The sequence below is a fragment of the Salana multivorans genome (assembly GCF_003751805.1).
GTDB lineage: Bacteria > Actinomycetota > Actinomycetes > Actinomycetales > Beutenbergiaceae > Salana > Salana multivorans.
In genome coordinates this window covers 1910584-1928436 of the sequence record NZ_RKHQ01000001.1, presented here as the reverse complement: position 1 = coordinate 1928436, position 17853 = coordinate 1910584, and the positions used below count along the sequence as shown (strand labels likewise).

Annotated in this window: 16 protein-coding genes; 4 read left to right on the top strand and 12 right to left on the bottom strand. The window is 74.2% G+C overall.

What is annotated here, in order from left to right:
- Positions 1 to 67: 67 nt before the first annotated feature.
- Both purQ and purS read right to left on the bottom strand, forming a co-directional pair.
- Positions 68 to 823, bottom strand: coding sequence for a phosphoribosylformylglycinamidine synthase subunit PurQ (gene purQ, locus EDD28_RS08285; protein ID WP_123739175.1), 756 nt, complete (start codon positions 821 to 823; stop codon positions 68 to 70).
- Positions 820 to 1074, bottom strand: a complete 255-nt coding sequence (purS, locus tag EDD28_RS08280; protein ID WP_123739174.1) for a phosphoribosylformylglycinamidine synthase subunit PurS — start codon at positions 1072 to 1074, stop codon at positions 820 to 822. The genes purQ and purS overlap by 4 nt, the downstream gene beginning before the upstream one ends.
- A gap of 71 nt (positions 1075 to 1145) precedes the next feature.
- On the opposite strand from purS, the gene EDD28_RS17330 reads away from it, so the two are divergent.
- Positions 1146 to 2768, top strand: coding sequence for a TNT domain-containing protein (locus tag EDD28_RS17330; RefSeq protein WP_170169402.1), 1623 nt, complete (start codon positions 1146 to 1148; stop codon positions 2766 to 2768).
- 58 nt (positions 2769 to 2826) lie between these two features.
- Here the strand turns inward: EDD28_RS17330 and EDD28_RS08270 are convergent, their stop codons facing one another.
- Both EDD28_RS08270 and EDD28_RS08265 read right to left on the bottom strand, forming a co-directional pair.
- Positions 2827 to 3759 (bottom strand): phosphoribosylaminoimidazolesuccinocarboxamide synthase, encoded by a 933-nt coding sequence (locus EDD28_RS08270; RefSeq protein WP_123739172.1) that lies wholly within the window; start codon positions 3757 to 3759, stop codon positions 2827 to 2829.
- Positions 3756 to 5351, bottom strand: a complete 1596-nt coding sequence (locus tag EDD28_RS08265; protein WP_211339141.1) for an MFS transporter — start codon at positions 5349 to 5351, stop codon at positions 3756 to 3758. The genes EDD28_RS08270 and EDD28_RS08265 overlap by 4 nt, the downstream gene beginning before the upstream one ends.
- Positions 5352 to 5621: 270 nt before the next feature.
- On the opposite strand from EDD28_RS08265, the gene gndA reads away from it, so the two are divergent.
- Both gndA and EDD28_RS08255 read left to right on the top strand, forming a co-directional pair.
- The gene (gene gndA / locus EDD28_RS08260; RefSeq protein ID WP_123739170.1) at positions 5622 to 7067 is read left to right on the top strand and encodes an NADP-dependent phosphogluconate dehydrogenase; all 1446 of its coding nucleotides are present in this window, start codon (positions 5622 to 5624) and stop codon (positions 7065 to 7067) included.
- Positions 7068 to 7076: 9 nt separating this feature from the next.
- Complete coding sequence (locus tag EDD28_RS08255; RefSeq protein WP_123739169.1) at positions 7077 to 7553, top strand: SRPBCC family protein; 477 nt, start codon at positions 7077 to 7079, stop codon at positions 7551 to 7553.
- Positions 7554 to 7702: 149 nt separating this feature from the next.
- On the opposite strand, the gene purD is transcribed toward EDD28_RS08255, so the two are convergent.
- On the bottom strand, positions 7703 to 8983 hold the full coding sequence (gene purD / locus EDD28_RS08250; RefSeq protein WP_123739168.1) for a phosphoribosylamine--glycine ligase: 1281 nt from the start codon (positions 8981 to 8983) through the stop codon (positions 7703 to 7705).
- Positions 8984 to 9035: 52 nt separating this feature from the next.
- Entirely contained in the window at positions 9036 to 9662 is a 627-nt protein-coding gene (locus tag EDD28_RS08245; protein ID WP_123739167.1) for a winged helix-turn-helix domain-containing protein, read from the bottom strand.
- A gap of 74 nt (positions 9663 to 9736) precedes the next feature.
- On the opposite strand from EDD28_RS08245, the gene EDD28_RS08240 reads away from it, so the two are divergent.
- Positions 9737 to 11092: an MFS transporter gene (locus tag EDD28_RS08240; protein ID WP_123739166.1), complete on the top strand. Its 1356-nt coding sequence runs from the start codon at positions 9737 to 9739 to the stop codon at positions 11090 to 11092.
- Here EDD28_RS08240 and EDD28_RS08235 read toward each other — a convergent pair.
- From EDD28_RS08235 to EDD28_RS08210, 6 genes are all read right to left on the bottom strand, one after another.
- The gene (locus EDD28_RS08235) at positions 11089 to 12798 is read right to left on the bottom strand and encodes a CYTH and CHAD domain-containing protein (protein ID WP_123739165.1); all 1710 of its coding nucleotides are present in this window, start codon (positions 12796 to 12798) and stop codon (positions 11089 to 11091) included. The two genes, EDD28_RS08240 and EDD28_RS08235, sit on opposite strands and share 4 nt — an antisense overlap.
- A gap of 156 nt (positions 12799 to 12954) precedes the next feature.
- The gene (locus EDD28_RS08230; RefSeq protein WP_123739164.1) at positions 12955 to 14430 is read right to left on the bottom strand and encodes an NCS2 family permease; all 1476 of its coding nucleotides are present in this window, start codon (positions 14428 to 14430) and stop codon (positions 12955 to 12957) included.
- 103 nt (positions 14431 to 14533) lie between these two features.
- A complete protein-coding gene (locus EDD28_RS08225; RefSeq protein WP_123739163.1) occupies positions 14534 to 14983 on the bottom strand; it encodes a VOC family protein in 450 nt (149 codons plus the stop codon).
- Positions 14984 to 15078: 95 nt separating this feature from the next.
- Positions 15079 to 16185: a hypothetical protein gene (locus EDD28_RS08220; RefSeq protein WP_123739162.1), complete on the bottom strand. Its 1107-nt coding sequence runs from the start codon at positions 16183 to 16185 to the stop codon at positions 15079 to 15081.
- A complete protein-coding gene (locus EDD28_RS08215; protein WP_123739161.1) occupies positions 16167 to 16817 on the bottom strand; it encodes an ATP-binding cassette domain-containing protein in 651 nt (216 codons plus the stop codon). Before EDD28_RS08215 ends, EDD28_RS08220 begins: the two co-directional genes overlap by 19 nt.
- On the bottom strand, positions 16807 to 17853 hold the full coding sequence (locus EDD28_RS08210; protein ID WP_123739160.1) for a hypothetical protein: 1047 nt from the start codon (positions 17851 to 17853) through the stop codon (positions 16807 to 16809). Before EDD28_RS08210 ends, EDD28_RS08215 begins: the two co-directional genes overlap by 11 nt.

The window sequence follows — 17853 nt, the reverse complement described above, 5'->3', positions numbered from 1 at the left end:
AGGTTACGGTGTCGAACCGGCCGCGGTCAGGACCTTCACAGGGTCCGCCCGCGATGCGCGCGGAGCGTCAGGCGCGCGCGAGCACCGAGGCGATGGCGGAGGTGAAGAACGTCAGCCCGTCGGTGCCCTGCCGTGGACCGGCTGCGGCGTCCGGCCCGAAACCGGGCTCGATCGCGTGCTCCGGGTGCGGCATGAGCCCCACGACGTTGCCGCGCTCGTTCGTGATCCCGGCGATGTCCCGGCGGGAGCCGTTCGGGTTGACGCCGACGTACCGGAACGCGACGAGCCCCTCGCCCTCGAGCCGGTCGAGCGTCGCCTCGTCGGCGACGTACTGGCCGTCCTGGTTCTTCAGCGGGACGACGATCTCCTGGCCCCTGCGGTACTCGTGGGTCCAGGCCGTGTCGGCGTTCTCGACGCGGAGCTTCTGGTCGCGGCAGATGAAGTGCAGGTGGTCGTTCTTCACCATCGACCCGGGCAGCAGGTGCGCCTCGGTCAGCATCTGGAAGCCGTTGCAGATCCCGAGGACGGGCATGCCGCGGTTCGCCGCGTCGACGATCTCGGACATGACCGGCGCGAACCGCGCGATCGCACCGGCGCGCAGGTAGTCGCCGTAGGAGAACCCGCCGGGCAGGACGACGGCGTCGACGCCCTTGAGGTCGTGGTCGGCGTGCCAGAGCGGGACGGCCACGCCACCGGCCCGGCGCACGGCGCGGGCGGCGTCGCGGTCGTCGAGCGTCCCCGGGAAGGTGACGACGCCGATCCGGGCCCCGTTCGCGTCGGGGGTCGCGGCGGTGCCGGCCGCCTCGGCGACGGGGGCGGTCACTCGGACTCCTCGGCCTCGACGCGCACCACGTCCTCGATGACCGGGTTGGACAGGACGGTCTCGGCCGCGCGGCGGACGTCGGCGAGGACCTCCGGCGTCACCGGCCCGTCGACGGTGAGCTCGAACCGCTTGCCCTGACGGACACCGGTGATCCCGGAGAACCCCAGTCGCGGGAGCGCGCCGTTGACGGCCTTCCCCTGCGGGTCAAGGATCTCGGGCTTGGGCATGACCTCGACGACGATGCGCGGCATGGTTCGCTTTCGACTTGTCGGTGGGAACGAGGCGATCCTACCGGTCGGTGGTCGATGCCAAGATGGAGCCCATGAGCCTCACGCCCGAGCAGCCGGAGACGCCGCACGCGCCCGAGGGGTCGAGCACGCCCCCGCCGCCCCCCGCGTTCCCGCCGGCACCGCCCGCGCCCGGGACGCCCGAGGTCCCGACGGTCCCCGGCGCGCCGACGCCGCCGGCCGCGCCCGAGGTTCCGGCCGCGCCCGAGGTTCCGACGCCGCCCGCGCCCCCGGTGCCGCCCGCGCCGGCCGTTCCGCCCGCGCCGGTCGCGCCGCCGGTTCCGGTGGAGCCGCCGCTGCCCGGCGAGCCGCCGGCTCCCGCCGAGGACGAGGACGAGGACGCGGGGCGCGCGGAGGAGACGGAGGTCTCGGAGCAGGAGCCGGTCGCCGAGGTCGAGCCGGAGGCCGTCGACCCGGAGCCGGAGCACTCGTCCGGGGCCGAGCAGGAGCCGACCGCCGAGGCCGAGGCGCACCCGGAGCCGGAGCCGACCCCCGAGCCCACCAGCACGCGGCTGTCCTGGACGCCGCCCGTCGACCCGCTGCTCCTGGAGGCTGCGGCCGCCCTGCGCGCCGCCGCCGCCCTGGCCGAGCAGACACCCGACCGCACCTGGTCCGGCTGGGAGACCGCGCACCTGGAGTGGTCGCAGGCCGGGACGCAGCACTCCGGTCGGACGTACCTCACGACGCCCGAGGGCGTCGTCCGGCTCGAGGTCCCGGACGCGGCGGTGACCGCCCTCGCCCGGCTGCGCGCGGCCAAGGCCGACCCCACCGCCGGCGCGTGGCTCGCCGCCTACCTCACCGTGACGCCGGGCTCCGACGACGTCACGGCCACGTTCGAGTGGGAGCGGCGCCCGTACTGGAACGCGCCGGGCCTGCGCATGGTGCCGGCCGCGGGCGAGCCGCTCCCCGCCACGCCGATGCCGACCGACGAGCAGTGGCTCGCCGACCTGCGCAGCTACCCGCGCAGCGCCGAGCTGGTCCCGGACTGGCTGCGCAACTCCACGGCGACGCCCGGTGCCGCCGCGGCCGCGCTGCGTCGCCGGCTCGACGACGTCGGCTACCCCGGGGAGGCCGTCCTGCTGCCGAGCGAGTCGCCGTCGGCGTCGCTGCTCGAGGGCGCGATGGAGGTCCGCGCGGTCGGCAGCCGGTTCGAGGTCGGCGTGCGCGACTACGGCGTCTTCGAGTCCTTCCACTCGGCCGCGACCGAGCGCGAGGCCTGCGACTGGCTGTGGAGCTACCTCTCGGCGCCCGTCCCGGCCGCAACGCCCGTGCCGCGGCACGACCTCGACACCCGCTCCGCGTCCTACCGCCCGAGCTACGCCCAGCTCTACGGGCAGCTCCAGGCGGGCGGCGGCGCGATCCTCACGACGCTGCCGGCGGGCGTCGCGCTCGACCGGATCGGCGCCCTCGACGGGGTCTTCCTGTTCCCGTGGGCCACGCCGATCGAGATGCGGGCGCTCCCGCCGGTCGCCGGTCAGCAGCACGTGCGGCTCTTCCAGCTCCTGACGACGCGGCCGCTGACCGTCGAGGCGGAGATCGTCCAGCCGTGGTTCGGCCAGCCGGGCGGCTCGCTCCGGTTCCGGCTCGCCCAGGACGGCGAGGGCGTCCGCCAGCTCGTCCAGTCCGGTGCCCTGCTCCAGGTGACCGTCGGCCCCTGACGACGGCTGGCCAGCTACCCGGCGGCCGCCGGTCCCCGTCTGCCCGCCGGTTGCCCGGCTACAGCCAGTCGCGGCCGGTGAGCCGCTCGTACGCCTCGACGTAGCGGGCTCGGGTCAGCTCGACCACCTCGGCCGGCAGCGCCGGCGGCGGCTCGTCCGACGCGCGGTCCCAGCCCGACGCCGCCGACGTCAGCCAGTCGCGCACGTACTGCTTGTCGAAGCTCGCCTGGGACTGCCCCGGACGCCACGTCGCGGCGTCCCAGAACCGCGAGGAGTCCGGCGTCAGCACCTCGTCGCCGAGCACGATCCGCGCCGCCGCGCCGCGGTCCTCGCCGTCGACGCTCGGCAGCGAGCCGAACTCGAGCTTGGTGTCGGCGAGCACGATCCCGCGCTCGGCCGCGATCTCCTCGGCCGCCTCGTAGACGGCGAGCGTCGTCGTCCGCAGCGCGGCGGCGACCGACTCCCCCACGACGGCCGCGACCTGCTCGAAGGTGACGTTCTCGTCGTGCTCCCCGACCGCGGCCTTGGCCGCCGGCGTGTAGATCGGACGCGGCAGCGGCGACCCGTCGACCAGCCCGTCCGGCAGCCGCAGCCCGCAGACCGTCCCGTCCGCGCGGTACTCGGCCAGGCCGGAACCCGTGAGGTACCCGCGCGCCACGCACTCGACGGGGTACATGTCCAGCCGGCGACAGATCATCGCGCGGCCCTCGACCGAGGACGGCACGGCGAGCGAGACCAGGTGGTTCGGCACGACGTCCGCGAGCCGCTCGAACCACCACACCGACAGCGCCGTGAGGATCGCGCCCTTGTCCGGGATCGACGTGGCGAGCACGTGGTCGTACGCGGAGATCCGGTCGCTCGCGACGACGAGGACGACGTCGTCGCCCCACTCGGGGTTCGCCTCGGGGACGTAGAGGTCGCGGACCTTGCCGGCGGCGACGTGCCGCCAGCCCGGGATCGTCGCGGGCAGGGCCGTCGGCTGTTCGCTCACGTCGCCAGTGTGGCAGAGCCGCCGACGCCCCCACCATCGGCCGCGGCCTCGGACGTGGCACCGGCCAGCGCCGTGCGCCGACCGATCAGGAACGTCGCGACGCCGACCGCGAGCGCCAGCGCGAAGCACGACGCGTACGCCACCGCGCCCGCCTCGACGCCGCCGACCGTGACCGCGAGCACGCCCATGACCGCCGTGATCGACGAGGCCCCGACGGCGTCGCTGATGGACAGCGCCGCCGACGCCGCGCCCTGCTCCCTGACCGGCGCGTAGGCGAGCACGAGCATGGTGATCCGCGGCATCGCGAGGCCCATCCCCGACCCGCCGACGAACCAGCCGACGAGCGCGCCCCACACGCCGAACCCGGCCAGGACGCTGACGAGCTGGATGCCGACGGCGAACGCCACGATGCTCGACCCGATGACGACGAGCCGCGGCGACGGCGCCCGCAGCCCGAGCCGGGCCTGGATCGCCGAGCCGATCGACCACGAGATCGCGCCGGCCGTGAGCACGAGCCCGGCGCGCGATGGCGTGAGGTCGTGCTCGCGCTGGAGCATGAGCGGCAGGTAGATCTCGGTGCCGAAGTAGGTCGCGGCGAGCGTGCCGCGCACGAGGATGGTCGCGGGCAGCCCGCGGGCGGCGAGCAGCGTCCCCGGCGGAAGGAGCTGCCGCAGGGCGAGGACCACGAGGACCAGGACCGCGGCCACGCCGGCCCACACGATCGGACCGTCGATCACCTCGACCAGGCTGCCGACCGCGACGACTCCGATCGCGACGACCGTCGCCAGCGCCAGCGCCACGGGCGTGGCCAGCACGCGGGCGCCGCGCCGCGGGGCGCCGGGGACGCCGTCCACCGTCGCAGCGGCATCCACCGCGAGGACGCCGGCCGCGTCGTCGATCCGGGTCGGGTCGGCGCTCGCGTCGCCACCCGTGTCGACGGCGCGGGACGCCGCGCGCAGCGAGCGCAGCGCCGGGACGAGGAGGGCGAGCGCCGGGATCTCCACGAGCGCGACGCCGAGGAACACCCAGTGCCAGCTCGCGTGCTCGGTGATGACGCCCGCGAGGTACGGGCCGACCATCGACGGCACGACCCAGGCCGCGGAGAAGAGCCCGAAGATGCGCGGCTGCAGGAATGCCGGGTACAGGCGCGCGATGAGGACGTAGAGCGTCACGGTGATGGCGCCGCCGCCGAGCCCCTGGAGGAACCGGCCGACGACGAGGATCGGCATCGAGCCGGCCGTCCCGGCCACGACGAGTCCGACGAGGAAGACGACGACGCCGCCGACGAGCGGCCCGGCGGGTCCGGAGCGGTCGGACCACCGGCCGGCCGCGACCATCGCGATGACCGAGGCGGCGAGCGTCGAGGAGAAGGCGACGGCGTAGAGCTCCTGGCCGTCGAGGTCGGCCGCGACGATCGGCATGACGGTCGTGACGGCCATCGCCTCGAACGCCGCGAGGAGCACGAGGACGAGCGACCCGATCGTCGTCCAGCGCAGGTCGGGTCCCCACAGCGACGTGGGTGAGGAGGGGGAGGACGGCGAGCCGAAGGGCGAGGGCTGCGTCGTCTCGTAGGGGGCGGGGGCGTCGGTCACGGGGAACCTCAGGCGTGCGGCGCCGCGGGCCCGGTGGGGCCTTCGGGTCGGCGCGGGAGACCCGGGACCACCGGGGCCGCACGGGCGGCGTCGCGGGTCCGGAGGGGCCGTGCGCGAACGCGGGACGTGGGTCGACCGAGCGGTCGCATCCATGGTCGCACACTCCGGGCGCGCGTCCCCGGTCCGCGTCCGGCATCGTGGCGAGCGCCACCCGCACCGCATGGCGGACGCCGCGCCCACGGGCTGGACGCGGCAGGGCAGAATGGGGCCATGACTGAGCCTGTCGCTGATATCGGTGTCGTCGGACTTGCGGTGATGGGGTCGAACCTGGCCCGCAACCTCGCCCGGAACGGCAACAAGGTCGCCATCTTCAACCGCTCGCCGGAGAAGACCGAGCACCTCGTGGTCGAGCACCCGGAGGCCGAGTTCGTCCCGACCTTCACCTACGAGGAGTTCGCGGCGTCGCTCGCGCGCCCGCGCACGGCCATCATCATGGTGAAGGCCGGCGCCGGGACGGACGCGGTCATCGACGAGCTGGTCCGCGTCTTCGAGCCGGGCGACATCATCGTCGACGGCGGGAACGCGCACTTCCCGGATACGATCCGCCGCGAGAAGGCGGTCCGCGAGACCGGCATCAACTTCGTCGGCGCCGGCATCTCCGGCGGCGAGGAGGGCGCGCTCAACGGCCCGTCGATCATGCCCGGCGGCTCGGACGAGGCGTGGGTGACGCTCGGCCCGATCCTGCGCTCGATCGCGGCGATCGCCGAGGGCGAGCCCTGCGTGACGCACATCGGCCACGACGGCGCCGGCCACTTCGTCAAGATGGTCCACAACGGCATCGAGTACGCCGACATGCAGCTCATCGCCGAGGCGTACGACCTGATCCGTCGCGGCACCGGCAAGACCCCGGCCCAGATCGCCGACGTCTTCGCCGAGTGGAACACGGGCGAGCTCGAGTCCTACCTCGTCGAGATCACGGCCGAGGTGCTGCGCCAGAACGACGCCGCGACGGGCGAGGCACTCGTCGACGTCATCCTGGACGAGGCCGGCGCCAAGGGCACCGGCGCGTGGACCGTGCAGACGGCGCTCGACCTCGGCGTCCCCGCGTCGGGCATCGCGGAGGCCGTGTTCGCGCGGTCGCTGTCCTCCCAGCGCGGTCAGCGCGACGCGGCGGTCGGTCTGCCCGGTCCGGCCCCGGCCGAGCACGAGGGCTTCGCGCACGACGCGGAGACCTTCGTCGAGCAGGTCCGGCTGGCGCTGTACGCCTCGAAGATCGTCGCCTACTCGCAGGGCTTCGACATCATCCGCGCGGGCGCCGCCGCCTACGACTGGGCGATCGACCTGGGCGCCGTCTCCAAGATCTGGCGCGGCGGGTGCATCATCCGCGCCCAGTTCCTCAACCGGATCGCGGACGCGTACGCGGCGCAGCCCGACCTGCCGCTGCTGCTCGCCGCGCCGTACTTCGCCGAGGCGCTCGGTCGCGCGCAGGACGCGTGGCGCGAGGTCGTGACGGTCGCGGCCGCCTCGGGCATCCCGGCACCGGCCTTCGCGTCCTCGCTCGCCTACTACGACGGCCTGCGCGCCGACCGCCTGCCGGCCGCCCTCGTCCAGGGCCAGCGCGACTTCTTCGGCGCGCACACGTACCGGCGGGTCGACCGCCCGGGCGTGTTCCACACCGAGTGGTCGGGCGACCGGTCGGAGACGCAGGAGTCCTAGCCCGCGACCATGCGCTACCGCCTCGAGGACTCGATCCGGATCGGCCGCCCGGCGGCCGAGGTCTTCGCGATCGTCAGCGACGTCACGCGAACCGGTGAGTGGAGCCCGCAGTGCTACGCGTGCGAGTGGGCGGGGCCGGACCGCACGGTCGGCGCCACCTTCGTCGGCCACAACCGCACACCCGAGCGGACGTGGACGACGACGTCGCGGGTGGTCGCGAACGAGGCCGACGTCGAGTTCGGCTGGGCGGTCACCTCGAGCGACGTGCGCTGGGGCTACCGGCTCGCCACCCTCGACGACGGCGCGACGCTGCTCACCGAGTACACGGAGTTCGGGGCGAGGGCCGAGGCCGTCTTCGCCGAGCGGTTCGGGGACGACGCGGAGCACCAGGCGCGGGTCCGGCTGACGGCGGCGGCCGAGGGCATCCCCGTGACGCTGCGCCGGATCAGGGAGATCGCGGAGTTGGCTCCCGTCCCGGGCGCCTGACCACCGGAGCACCCGTCCGCTGTCCGCGGACCCGCGGGCACCTCATCACGCCGTGGCCGGCCCGCGAGCGGCATCACCGCAGGTCAGGACCGTCTCCGTCACCTGGGACGCGATCGCCCACCGCACCGATCCGCACAGAGCGGACGGGTCTAGCCCGGGACCTCGACCTCGCCGTGCTCGGCGGCCAGCGCGATGTCGCGCCGGACGCGGGCGTCGGCCAGGCCGATCCGCTCGACGCCGGCGTAGGCGGCACCGCGGGCCCGCGCGAGCGTCGCGCCCGCGCCCACCACCGAGAGCACCCGGCCGCCCGAGCTCACGAGCTCCCCGTCGGCGTCCCGGGCGGTGCCGGCGTGCAGGACCCACACGTCGTCGAGCTCCTCGGCGGCCTCGACACCGGTGATCGTCCCGCCCGTGACGGCGCCCTCGGGGTAGCCCGGCGCCGCGACGACGACCGTGACGGCGGAGCCCGCGTCCCAGGTGAGCTCGACCTGGTCGAGCCGGCCGGTCGCCGCGGCGAGCAGCGCGTCGTCGAGCGGGGAGCGCAGCCGCGCGAGCACGACCTGCGTCTCGGGGTCGCCGAACCGCGCGTTGAACTCGATGACCCGCAGGCCGCGCGACGTGAGCGCGAGCCCGCAGTAGAGCAGCCCGACGAACGGGGCGCCGCGGCGCGCCAGCTCCTCGATCGTCGGCTGCGCGACCCGGGCCACGACCTCGTCGACGAGACCGTCGGGGGCCCAGTCGAGCGGGGAGTACGCGCCCATGCCACCCGTGTTGGGGCCGGTGTCGCCCTCGCCGATCCGCTTGAAGTCCTGCGCCGGCTCCAGCGGCACGACGCTCGTCCCGTCGGAGAGGCAGAACAGCGAGACCTCGGGACCGTCGAGGAACTCCTCGACCACCACGGCCCGCGCCTCGTCGTCGGTCTTCGCCAGGCACGCCGCCGCGTGGGCGAGGGCCTCGGCCCGGTCCGACGTCACCACGACGCCCTTGCCCGCGGCCAGCCCGTCGTCCTTGATGACGTAGGGGGCGCCGAACGCATCGACCGCCGCCTCGACCTCGGCGAGCGTCGTGCACACGTGGGCCATCGCGGTCGGGACGCCGGCCGCAGCCATGACGTCCTTCGCGAACGCCTTCGACCCCTCGAGCCGGGCGGCGGCCGCGTCGGGGCCGAACACGGGGATCCCGGCCGCGCGCACCGCGTCGGCGACGCCGGCCACCAGCGGGGCCTCCGGGCCGACGACGACGAGGTCGGCGCCCACCTCCCGCGCGAGCGCGGTGACGGCGGCGGGGTCGGTGGCCTCGACCGCGCGGTTCTCCCCGAGCGCGGCGGTGCCGGGGTTGCCGGGTGCGACGACGAGGTCGGCACCCGCCTGCGCGAGCGAGCGGGCCAGGGCGTGCTCTCGGGCACCGGAGCCGATAAGGAGGATCTTCACGGACCACGAGCCTACTGGCGCGGCGACGGGACGCCGCCGCGCGGGGTCGAGGTCAGCGCGCGGGGGGCTCGACCTCGACGAGCGGGACGACGTCGAGGTAGATCCGCGTCCGGACCGCGTCGGGCGGGGCGGTCCGTCCCCGGGCGACGCGGATCCTGGCCTGGACCAGCTCCTGCAGCTGCGCCGACAGCTCCTCGATCTCCGCCGGCGTGAGCTCGACCGTCGCACCCGACAGCAGGCCGACCTGCTCGCGCATCGGGTCGCTCGAGTTGGCCCAGGCCGTCAGGGCGGTCGCCCGCTCGGCGATCACCTGGTGCAGGACGGCCATCGCCGCCGGCTTGGTCGACGGATCGGCGAGGAGCTGCGGGTCGGTCATGTCGAACCCGACGGACCGCCACCAGCGCTCGCGCCCGCCGGTGCGCCGCGGGTCGTCCTCGACGAAGCCGTGCCGCTCGAGCTGACGCAGGTGGTAGCTCGTCTGGCCGCTGCTCTCCCCCAGCGCGCGGGCGAGGCCGCTCGCCGTCGCCGACCCGCGCCGGCCGAGCTCCGAGTACAGCGCCATCCGCAGGGGGTGCGCGAACGCCTTGAGCGCCTCCGGCCCGACCGAGAGGTGCCGTCGCTGCTGCGCGTCCGCGCCGGGCTCGACGGGCTCGTCGGACTCGTGCTTGCCATCCGTCATATGCAGAGATACCTTTGCATAGATTCCTTTGCAGAGGTTCCTCTGCACGACGACTCTACGGAAGGACGGCGCCGATGTCCGCCACCCACGCCGCGCGCGGCAGCGACGCCCCCGCGACCACCTCACCCCCGCCGTCACCCCGCCTCCCGCTCGGCCGCCCGTTCGCCGCGCAGCTCACCTCGACGGGGCTGGCCAACCTGGGGGACGGCCTGCTCGGCACGCTCGTGCCGCTGCTCGCCCTCGGGCTCACGTCGTCCCCGGCCCAGATCTCGCTCCTGTCGGCCGCGACCTGGCTGCCCTGGCTCCTGTTCGGGCTCGCGGCCGGCGTCCTGATCGACCGGATCGATCGTCGCCAGGCCCAGATCACCGCCCTGGTGATCCGCGCGGGCCTGCTCGCCGGCGGCGCGGTGCTCGGCGGGCTCGGCCTGCTCAGCATGCAGCTGCTCGTCGCGCTCACCCTGGCGTACGGGATCACGGAGGTGGTCGCCGACCTCGGCGCGACGTCGATCGTGCCGGACCTCGTCCCCCGCGACCGCCTCTCCACCGCGAACGGCCGGATCGTCGCCGTGCAGCAGGTCGCCAACGGGTTCCTCGGCGCCCCGCTGGCCGGCGCGCTCGTCGTGGTCGGCGCGGGCGTCGGGCTCGGGTCGGCGGCAGCGCTCGCGGCGCTCGCCGCGCTCGTCCTCCTCGTCGGCCTGCGCGGCAGCTACCGCCACGCCCCGGCGCGCGAGGACTCGCCCGCCCGCCCCGCCCGCCCGACGCGCCGCAGCCCGCTCGCCCGCCCGCTGGCCGAGGTCCGCGAGGGCCTCTCCTTTCTCGTGCACCACCCGGTCGTGCGGCCGATGGTCATCACCTCCTCGGTGCTCAACTTCGCCAGCACGGGCTACTTCGCGGTGTTCATCCTCTGGGTGGTCGGCGCGACGTCGCACGTGGGGCTGACCGAGGCGCAGTTCCCGCTGCTCATGCTGGGGTTCGCCGCCGGCGCCGTCGGTGGCTCGTTCCTGGCCCCGACGGTGCGGAACCGGTTCGGCGAGCTGCCGACGATCGTCGCGTCGCTCACGCTCAACAGCCTGCTGCTGCTCGCGCTGATCCCGGTCGCCGACGGGGTGCTGCTCGCCGCCGTCCTCGCGCTCGTCGGGGTGCTCAACTCGATCGGCAACGTCGTCTCGATGGCGCTGCGGCAGCGGATCGTGCCCGGCGAGCTGCTCGGCCGCGTCGGCGGAGCCTCCCGCACGCTCGCGTACGGGCTGATGCCGCTGGGCGCGATCGCCGGCGGGCTGGTGGCCGAGCGGTGGGGCCTCGTCGCGACCTTCGTCGGCGCCGGCGTGATCTCGTTCGCCGCCTGCGTCTACCTCGCGCTCACCGTGCGCCCGTCGATGATCGACGACGCGGAGCGCTCGCTCGGGACGGGGCGTCCGGCGGACGGCTAGAGCTCCTCGAGCACGCGGCGCAGCCTCGGACGGGAGTCGAGGAACGCCTCCTGCAGCTCCAGCTCGCGGGCCGCCTCGACGCCGTCCAGCCGCCCGAGCAGGTACGGGGTCAGCCGGTCGAGCCCGTCGCCCGACAGGGCGATCTCCCGCAGCATCCCGCGCGCGACGTGCGCGTCGTGGACGTCGCCCAGGACCGCCGTCGCCTTCTTGAGCCGGGCGGCCGCGCGCTCCGCCGGCCGCCACCCGACGAGCGCGAGCGCGTCGGCCGCGTACCGCGCGCGCTTGGCGCCGATCCTCGCTCGGTGCCAGGCGTGCGGGTCCCGCCCGGCCCGCAGCAGCTTCACCCGGCGGCGAGCGCGTCGGGCGGCCGCGGCGACGAGCGGGGCGAGCGCGCGACGGGCGCGCTCCTCCGACCGGTCCGCACGGACGCCGGGCTCTCCCGCCGCGGCGACGAGCGCGTCGACCAGGGCGAGGTAGCGCTCGGAGCGGAGGTCCTCGACGGCGCGCCGGTGCGCCGCGACGAACCGCGGCTCCAGCGCGGCCACGACGGCGGCGCGCGCCAGCTCGGTGTCGCTCACGCTCTCGACGCCGGCCTCGCCATCGGGCTCGGCGACGCCCGCGTCGCCGGGGGCGCCCGCGACCGGGTCGTCGGCCAGCCGCGCGGCGTCGGCGTGCAGCAGCTCGACCTGGACCTCGATGTCCCGGACCTCTCCGAACGCCCCGGCGATCCACGCCAGCTCCCGGCGCAGGTCGCGCGCCCACTCCTCGTCGAGCACGGGCGCGAAGGTCCGCAGCACGCTGCGCAGCGTCCGCGCGGCGACCCGCAGGTCGTGCACCCCGGTCTCCTCGCCGCGCCGCACGCGCACGTCGGCGTCCAGCAGCTCGGTCACCTGGCGCGCGACGACGACGCGCAGGAGCTCGGCGACCGTCGGCTTGCGCGGGACCTCCGGCACCGTCACGTCGGCCGACCCGCGGGCCAGCCCGCCGAGGGCCTGGGCGCCCTTGCTGCGCGGGCTCGGCGTCGCACCGACGTCCCGGAGCAACCGCCGCAGCGCGCGCACGACCTCCTTGGCGCGCGGGTGCGGACGACCGTCGGCGTCGAGGACGAGCTCCACCTCGATCTCGCGGAACACCTCCCCCTGGTGCAGCTCGCCGTCCGGGCCGATCCGGGTCGTGACCACGCCGTCGTCCGACACGAGCGCCACCGCGACGGCCTCGGCCGCACCGTCACCGGCCGCGTCGCCCGCCCCGAGCCCCGGCGCGACGAGCTCCCAGAGCCGGCGCCGGGTCTGCACGCCGGCGAGGGGGACGACGGGGACGCCGCGGGTCAGCGCCGCCACGACGTCGAGCAGCTCGGCCGGCGGCTGACCGACCTCGCCCGCCGCGAGCGGGACGTGCAGCTCGACGCGGCGGTCGAGGCCCGACCGCGCGGACCGGGACCCGAGCTTGAGGTGCCACCCCTCGTCCTCGCCGCCGGTCCGCCGGCGCAGCGTGATCCCCCAGCGGGCGAGCCGGGCGTCCGGGGTGTCGTGGTAGATCGCGTGGAGCGCGACGACGCCGCGTCGCCGCACCTCGATGCCGGGCAGGTCGAGCGGCGGCAGCGGCGTGCCGGGGGCCAGGCGGAGCTTGAGCTCGCGCTCGACCGACTCGGCTGGGCGACGGCCCGAGCGCTCGCGCCGGGTCTGCTCGGCTTCGGCACGGGGCATCGGGGCGCTCCTTCGCTGGCTCACGGGCTGTCGGGCGGGACGGCGAACCGTGGAAGTCCAAGGCTACGCGTCGAGGTCCGGCCGGGGACGCGGAACGGGGAGGCCCGGACGCCCGTCGGCGGTCGAGCCTCCCCGTTCGCGAGGAGTCGTGCTGGCTCAGCCGAGCAGTGCCTGGAGCGGGCCGCGGATGAAGTAGAGGACGAACAGCACGGAGGCGATCCACATGAGCGGGTGCACCTGGCGGGCCTTGCCGACGAAGATCTTGATGAGCACGAACACGACGAACCCGGCGCCGAGGCCCGTGGTGATCGAGTACGTGAACGGCATGAGGACGATGACGAGGAAGGCGGGGATCGAGATCTCCAGCTTCGTCCAGTCGATGCCGGTGATCTGCGTCATCATGAGGAAACCGACGAGGACGAGCGCCGGCGTCGCGGCCTCGAACGGCACGACGTTGACGATCGGCGAGAGGAACGTCGCGAGCAGGAACGCCGTCCCGGTCACGACGGACGCGAGACCGGTGCGCGCGCCCTCGCCGACACCGGCGGCCGACTCGATGTAAGCGGTGTTGGAGGACACCGAGCCCACGCCGCCGGCGATGGCGCCGACGGAGTCGACGACGAGGATCTCGCGGGTGCGGGGCGGGTTGCCGCCCTCGTCGAGCAGGTTCGCCTCGGCGCCGACGGCGACCATCGTCCCCATCGTGTCGAAGAAGTCGGCGAGCAGGAGCGTGAAGACGAGGAGGACGACGGCGATGATGCCGATCTTCTCGATCGAGCCGAACAGCGAGAACTGGCCGATGAGGGAGAAGTCGGGCAGCGCGACCGGCGAGCCGGGCCAGGTCGGGGTGTTGAGGGCCCAGCCCGTGCCGTCCTGCGCCCCGCCGACGTGCGCGATCGCCTCGACGAGGAACGCGAAGACCGTCGCACCGGCGATCGAGATGAGCAGGGCGCCGCGGACGTTGCGGATCCACAGGATGATCGCCGTGACGAGCCCGACGACGAACACGAGCAGCGGCCAGGACGCGATGGAGCCGTTGATGCCCAGCTCGACCGGGGTGGCCAGCGACGCCGGGATGCGCACCAGGCCGGAGTCGAACAGGCCGATGAAGGTGATGAACAGACCGATCCCGACGCTGATCGCGACCTTGAGCTCCGCGGGGACCGCGTTGAACACGGCCTCCCGGAACCCGGTGACGACGAGCAGCAGGATGATGATGCCCTCGAGGACGACGATGCCCATCGCGTCGGCCCAGGTCATGTCCGGCAGCATCGCGATCGAGAACGCGACGACGGCGTTGAGGCCGAGGCCCGTCGCCATCGCGATCGGGAAGCGGGCGACGACGCCCATGAGGATCGACATGATGCCGGCGATGAGCGCGGTCGCGGCGGCGACCTTCGCGACCGACGACAGCTCGTCCCCGCCGAGGAACTGCCCGGAGCCGTCGGCGACGGTCCCGATGATGAGCGGGTTGAGCACGATGATGTAGCTCATCGCGAAGAAGGTGACGAGCCCGCCGCGGATCTCGCGGCCGATCGTCGACCCACGCTGGGTGATCGAGAAGTAGCGGTCGAGGAAGCCGGCGAAGCCCGCCGCGGGAGTCGTGGGCGCAGGAGGCGCAGACGTAGCCATGACCTACATCGTGGCGAAGGTTTGTTTCTCCCGCATCACCGGTCCACCCCTCGTCGCACGGCGCCGACCGTGTCAGATGCCGGCGCGGCTGGACCGGGGCCCCTCACCCGTCGGGGCGGCCGGCTCTCAGGTCCTCCGCGAGCATCACGAGGATGCCGCTGGGGCCACGCAGGTAGGTGAGCCGGTAGACGTCCTCGTACGTCGCGACGCCGCGGAGCGGGTGGCAGCCGTGGCGCGCGGCGACCGCGAGCGCCGCGTCGAGGTCGTCGACGGCGAGGGCGACGCGGTGCATCCCGATCTCGTTCGGCAGCGTCGGCTCGGTCTCGATCGCGTCGGGGTGCAGGTACTCGAACAGCTCGATGCGGCCGTGGCCGTCCGGGGTGCTCAGGAGCGCGATCCGGGCGTGGTTCCCGTCGAGGCCGACCGCGGTGTCGGCCCACTCGCCGCTGACCGTGTCCCGCCCGACGAGCGTGAGCCCGAGGTCGGTGAAGAACGCGATCGTGGCGTCGAGGTCGCGGACGGCGATGCCGACGTTCTCGAGTCTGATGGCCATGCGCCGGATGCTACCGACGCCCGTCCGCCCGCGAGCGGGCCGCGCACCGGAGGGTCGACGGGCGCGGGGCCGCCGGAGGTGCCCCGCGACCCGGCCTAGATCTCGCGGATCGCGAAGAAGGTCCTCCGGCCCGCCACCATCCCACCGAGCAGCACGAGCAGCAGCACCCAGCACCCCACGCCCGCGACGAGCGCACAGCAGCTCAGATAGGTCGCCGCGATGTCGACGGCTCCGGTGAGCACCAGCAGCGGAAGCCAGGCCGACGAGACGACGCCCAGACCGATCACGAGACCCCGGAGCGCTCGCGCGCCGAGGTAGGCGGCGCGATCGAGCGGTCCGAATCCGAGAATCCGAAGGAGCGCGAGCTCGGGGCGCGCCACCCGGACGACCAAGCCGGCCTGCAGGAGGCCGAGGGCGAGCATGAGGGCTCGCAGTCCCCACGCGTCCAGCACCACCAGCGCCCCGTCGACAGACTCCTCCGGTGAGGCGGACCGCACGGTCGTGACGTCGACGCTGCTCCCGGCCAGACGCTGGCCGAGCAGGTCGAGGAGGTCACCTCGCCACCCCTCGCGCGCCTGGATCCAGCACTCGTCGGAAGGCCCCGACACCGCCGTCGGGATGAGGATCCATCGCTCCATCGTGTCGGTCGTGGCAGCGAAGGAGTACGCACCGACGACGTTCACCGGACCGATGCCTCGCAGCGACAACTCACCCGAGCCGACGCCGAGCACCTCGACGACGCTGCTCCCCACGAGGACCGCCGGCGCGTCGGCCGACGGTTCCCCGCGCACCTCGACCCGAGAGGAGGCGAGGACGGTGACCAGCTGGGTATCGACCTCGGCGACCTGGAGCGACGTGCCCGGAGCCTGCTCGACCTGGTAGATCCCGAGTCGACGGACCGACCCGGTCTCCATGACGACGCTCCAGCCACGGACCTCCTGGCACAGGGCTGCGTCGACACCGCCGCTCCCGTCGGCACCGCTCAGCACGACGAGGTTGCCGCCGGAGTCGAGCGATGCCAGGTACTCGTGATGGAGAGTCGCCCGCACCTGCCACAGCACGAGTGCGCCCAGGACCAGGAGCGATGCCGTTCCCCAGACGGCGAGCTGGCGCGACCAGCTCTTCCCGGCCGCGCCGAGCCGAAACGGTTCGCCGAGCCGTGCGAGGACGTCCCGGGAGAGCCTCAGCCGACGACTCGGCACGATCCACCTCGAACCTCGATGCGGGACGAGGCGAGCTCCAGGACGGCCGCATCGTGCGAGGCGACGACGACGGCCGCCCCCGCCTCGACGGCCAGACCGATCGCCTCGAGGACGACGGCGGCTGCGCTCGCGTCCAGGTTCGCGGTCGGCTCGTCGGCAAGGAGGACGTCGGCGTCGCTGGCGAGCGCCCGCGCGATCGCGACCCGCTGCATCTGTCCACCGGAGACGGCCGTGACGGGGCGCCGCTCGAGCCCGAGCAGACCGACCGCAGCGATCGCGGACTCAGCGCGAGCGTAGGAGCCGGCAACGGATCCCGATCGCGCCAGAGGCCCCAGAGCCACGTTCTCGACCACGGTGAGGGACGGCACGAGGTTGGCGGCCTGGGTCACCCACGCGAACCGGGGAGCGGACTCGCCCGCGTGCCGGGGATGCCAGCCGACTCGCCCTCGGGTCGGCTGGACCAGGCGGCCGATCAGCGCCAGAAGAGTCGATTTTCCGGAGCCGGACGGGCCGTACAGGCACGTCGCGACCCCGTACCGGACGTCGAAGGTGGCCCTGTCCACGACGGCGTCGAGCCCGCGTCCGTACTCGAACCCGACATCCTCGAGGGCAACGGCAAGCTCAGCATCCACGCGGCAACCCGTCGACGGAGACGTTGCCGACGATCGCGTCGCCCTCTACCAGCTCACCGACGACGTGCTGCAGCCCGGGCGTTCCACTCAGCACCTCGACCGGAACGCTCTCCAGGTGAGCGCGCACGGCAGCCTCGTCGTTCGGGTCGAGCCCGGGCGGGACACGGAGGACACAGGTGCGGCCGTCGCTGCTGCGGACCACGGACGACGTGGCGACGGTGAGGACGGGCTGCTCCGGTCGCACGACGAGCTCAGCGGAGAACGTGGTCCCGTCCGGAGGCACCTCCGCATCGACGTTCGACAGCTCCTCACCGGTGAGGCGTCCGTCAGCGGGAACGGCCAGCTCGGTTCCCGAGATCCGCACCGTGGCATCACGCGGCGACTCCGCGCCCAGGACGAGCGCCAGGACCGGAGTGGTGGTCTGCCCAATGACCTGTCCCGGCTCTGCCGGCACACCCAGCATCACGTTGAGCTCGAGCCGGGCTGGTCGCGGACCGAGCCAGATCACCCATCCGGGATCGAACACACCGGGCTCGGGCGGCACCCACCCCTGCTGCAGGGCATAGGCGTCGACGGCCTGGGCGAACGCGTCCGGGTTGGCGGCTGCGGTCGTGTCGGTGAGCACGCCGGCGGCGACCAGGACCTCCGCCACCGCCTGGATCTCCGGTTCGGGACTCTCGAGCGAGACAGGACCCGACAGGGGTCGGTCGGCGACGAGCGCGCGAACGACGCCGCCGCCGACCGTCATGATGACCTCACCGCTCCCGGCGGGGTCCCCCGAGGAAGCCACCCGCTCGACGACACCGGACGGTCCGCCGTACAGCAGCGCCGTCGGTGAGCCTCGCTCGACACCCAGCTCGACCCGTTCCACCAGCTCGGACCTGGCCGCGGGTATCGGGACCAGGATGATCGCCGCGACCTCGCGCTCGGCCCATGGCCGGGCGGGCTGGGGCACCAGAATCCACGCGAGCGACACGACAAGGGGAACGATGAGCAGTCCGACGACCGCGGCGACCGCACGCGACTCGCTCGACAT

What these genes read in the sequence shown, in the direction of transcription:
- EDD28_RS08245 (WP_123739167.1), bottom strand. Translation starts at nt 9,662, where the DNA reads ATGACGGATGGCAAGCACGAGTCCGACGAGCCCGTCGAGCCCGGCGCG.
- gndA (WP_123739170.1), top strand. Translation starts at nt 5,622, where the DNA reads ATGACTGAGCCTGTCGCTGATATCGGTGTCGTCGGACTTGCGGTGATG.
- EDD28_RS08235 (WP_123739165.1), bottom strand. Translation starts at nt 12,798, where the DNA reads ATGCCCCGTGCCGAAGCCGAGCAGACCCGGCGCGAGCGCTCGGGCCGT.
- EDD28_RS17330 (WP_170169402.1), top strand. Translation starts at nt 1,146, where the DNA reads ATGAGCCTCACGCCCGAGCAGCCGGAGACGCCGCACGCGCCCGAGGGG.
- EDD28_RS08225 (WP_123739163.1), bottom strand. Translation starts at nt 14,983, where the DNA reads ATGGCCATCAGACTCGAGAACGTCGGCATCGCCGTCCGCGACCTCGAC.
- EDD28_RS08240 (WP_123739166.1), top strand. Translation starts at nt 9,737, where the DNA reads ATGTCCGCCACCCACGCCGCGCGCGGCAGCGACGCCCCCGCGACCACC.
- EDD28_RS08230 (WP_123739164.1), bottom strand. Translation starts at nt 14,430, where the DNA reads ATGGCTACGTCTGCGCCTCCTGCGCCCACGACTCCCGCGGCGGGCTTC.
- purS (WP_123739174.1), bottom strand. Translation starts at nt 1,074, where the DNA reads ATGCCGCGCATCGTCGTCGAGGTCATGCCCAAGCCCGAGATCCTTGAC.
- EDD28_RS08255 (WP_123739169.1), top strand. Translation starts at nt 7,077, where the DNA reads ATGCGCTACCGCCTCGAGGACTCGATCCGGATCGGCCGCCCGGCGGCC.
- EDD28_RS08210 (WP_123739160.1), bottom strand. Translation starts at nt 17,853, where the DNA reads ATGTCGAGCGAGTCGCGTGCGGTCGCCGCGGTCGTCGGACTGCTCATC.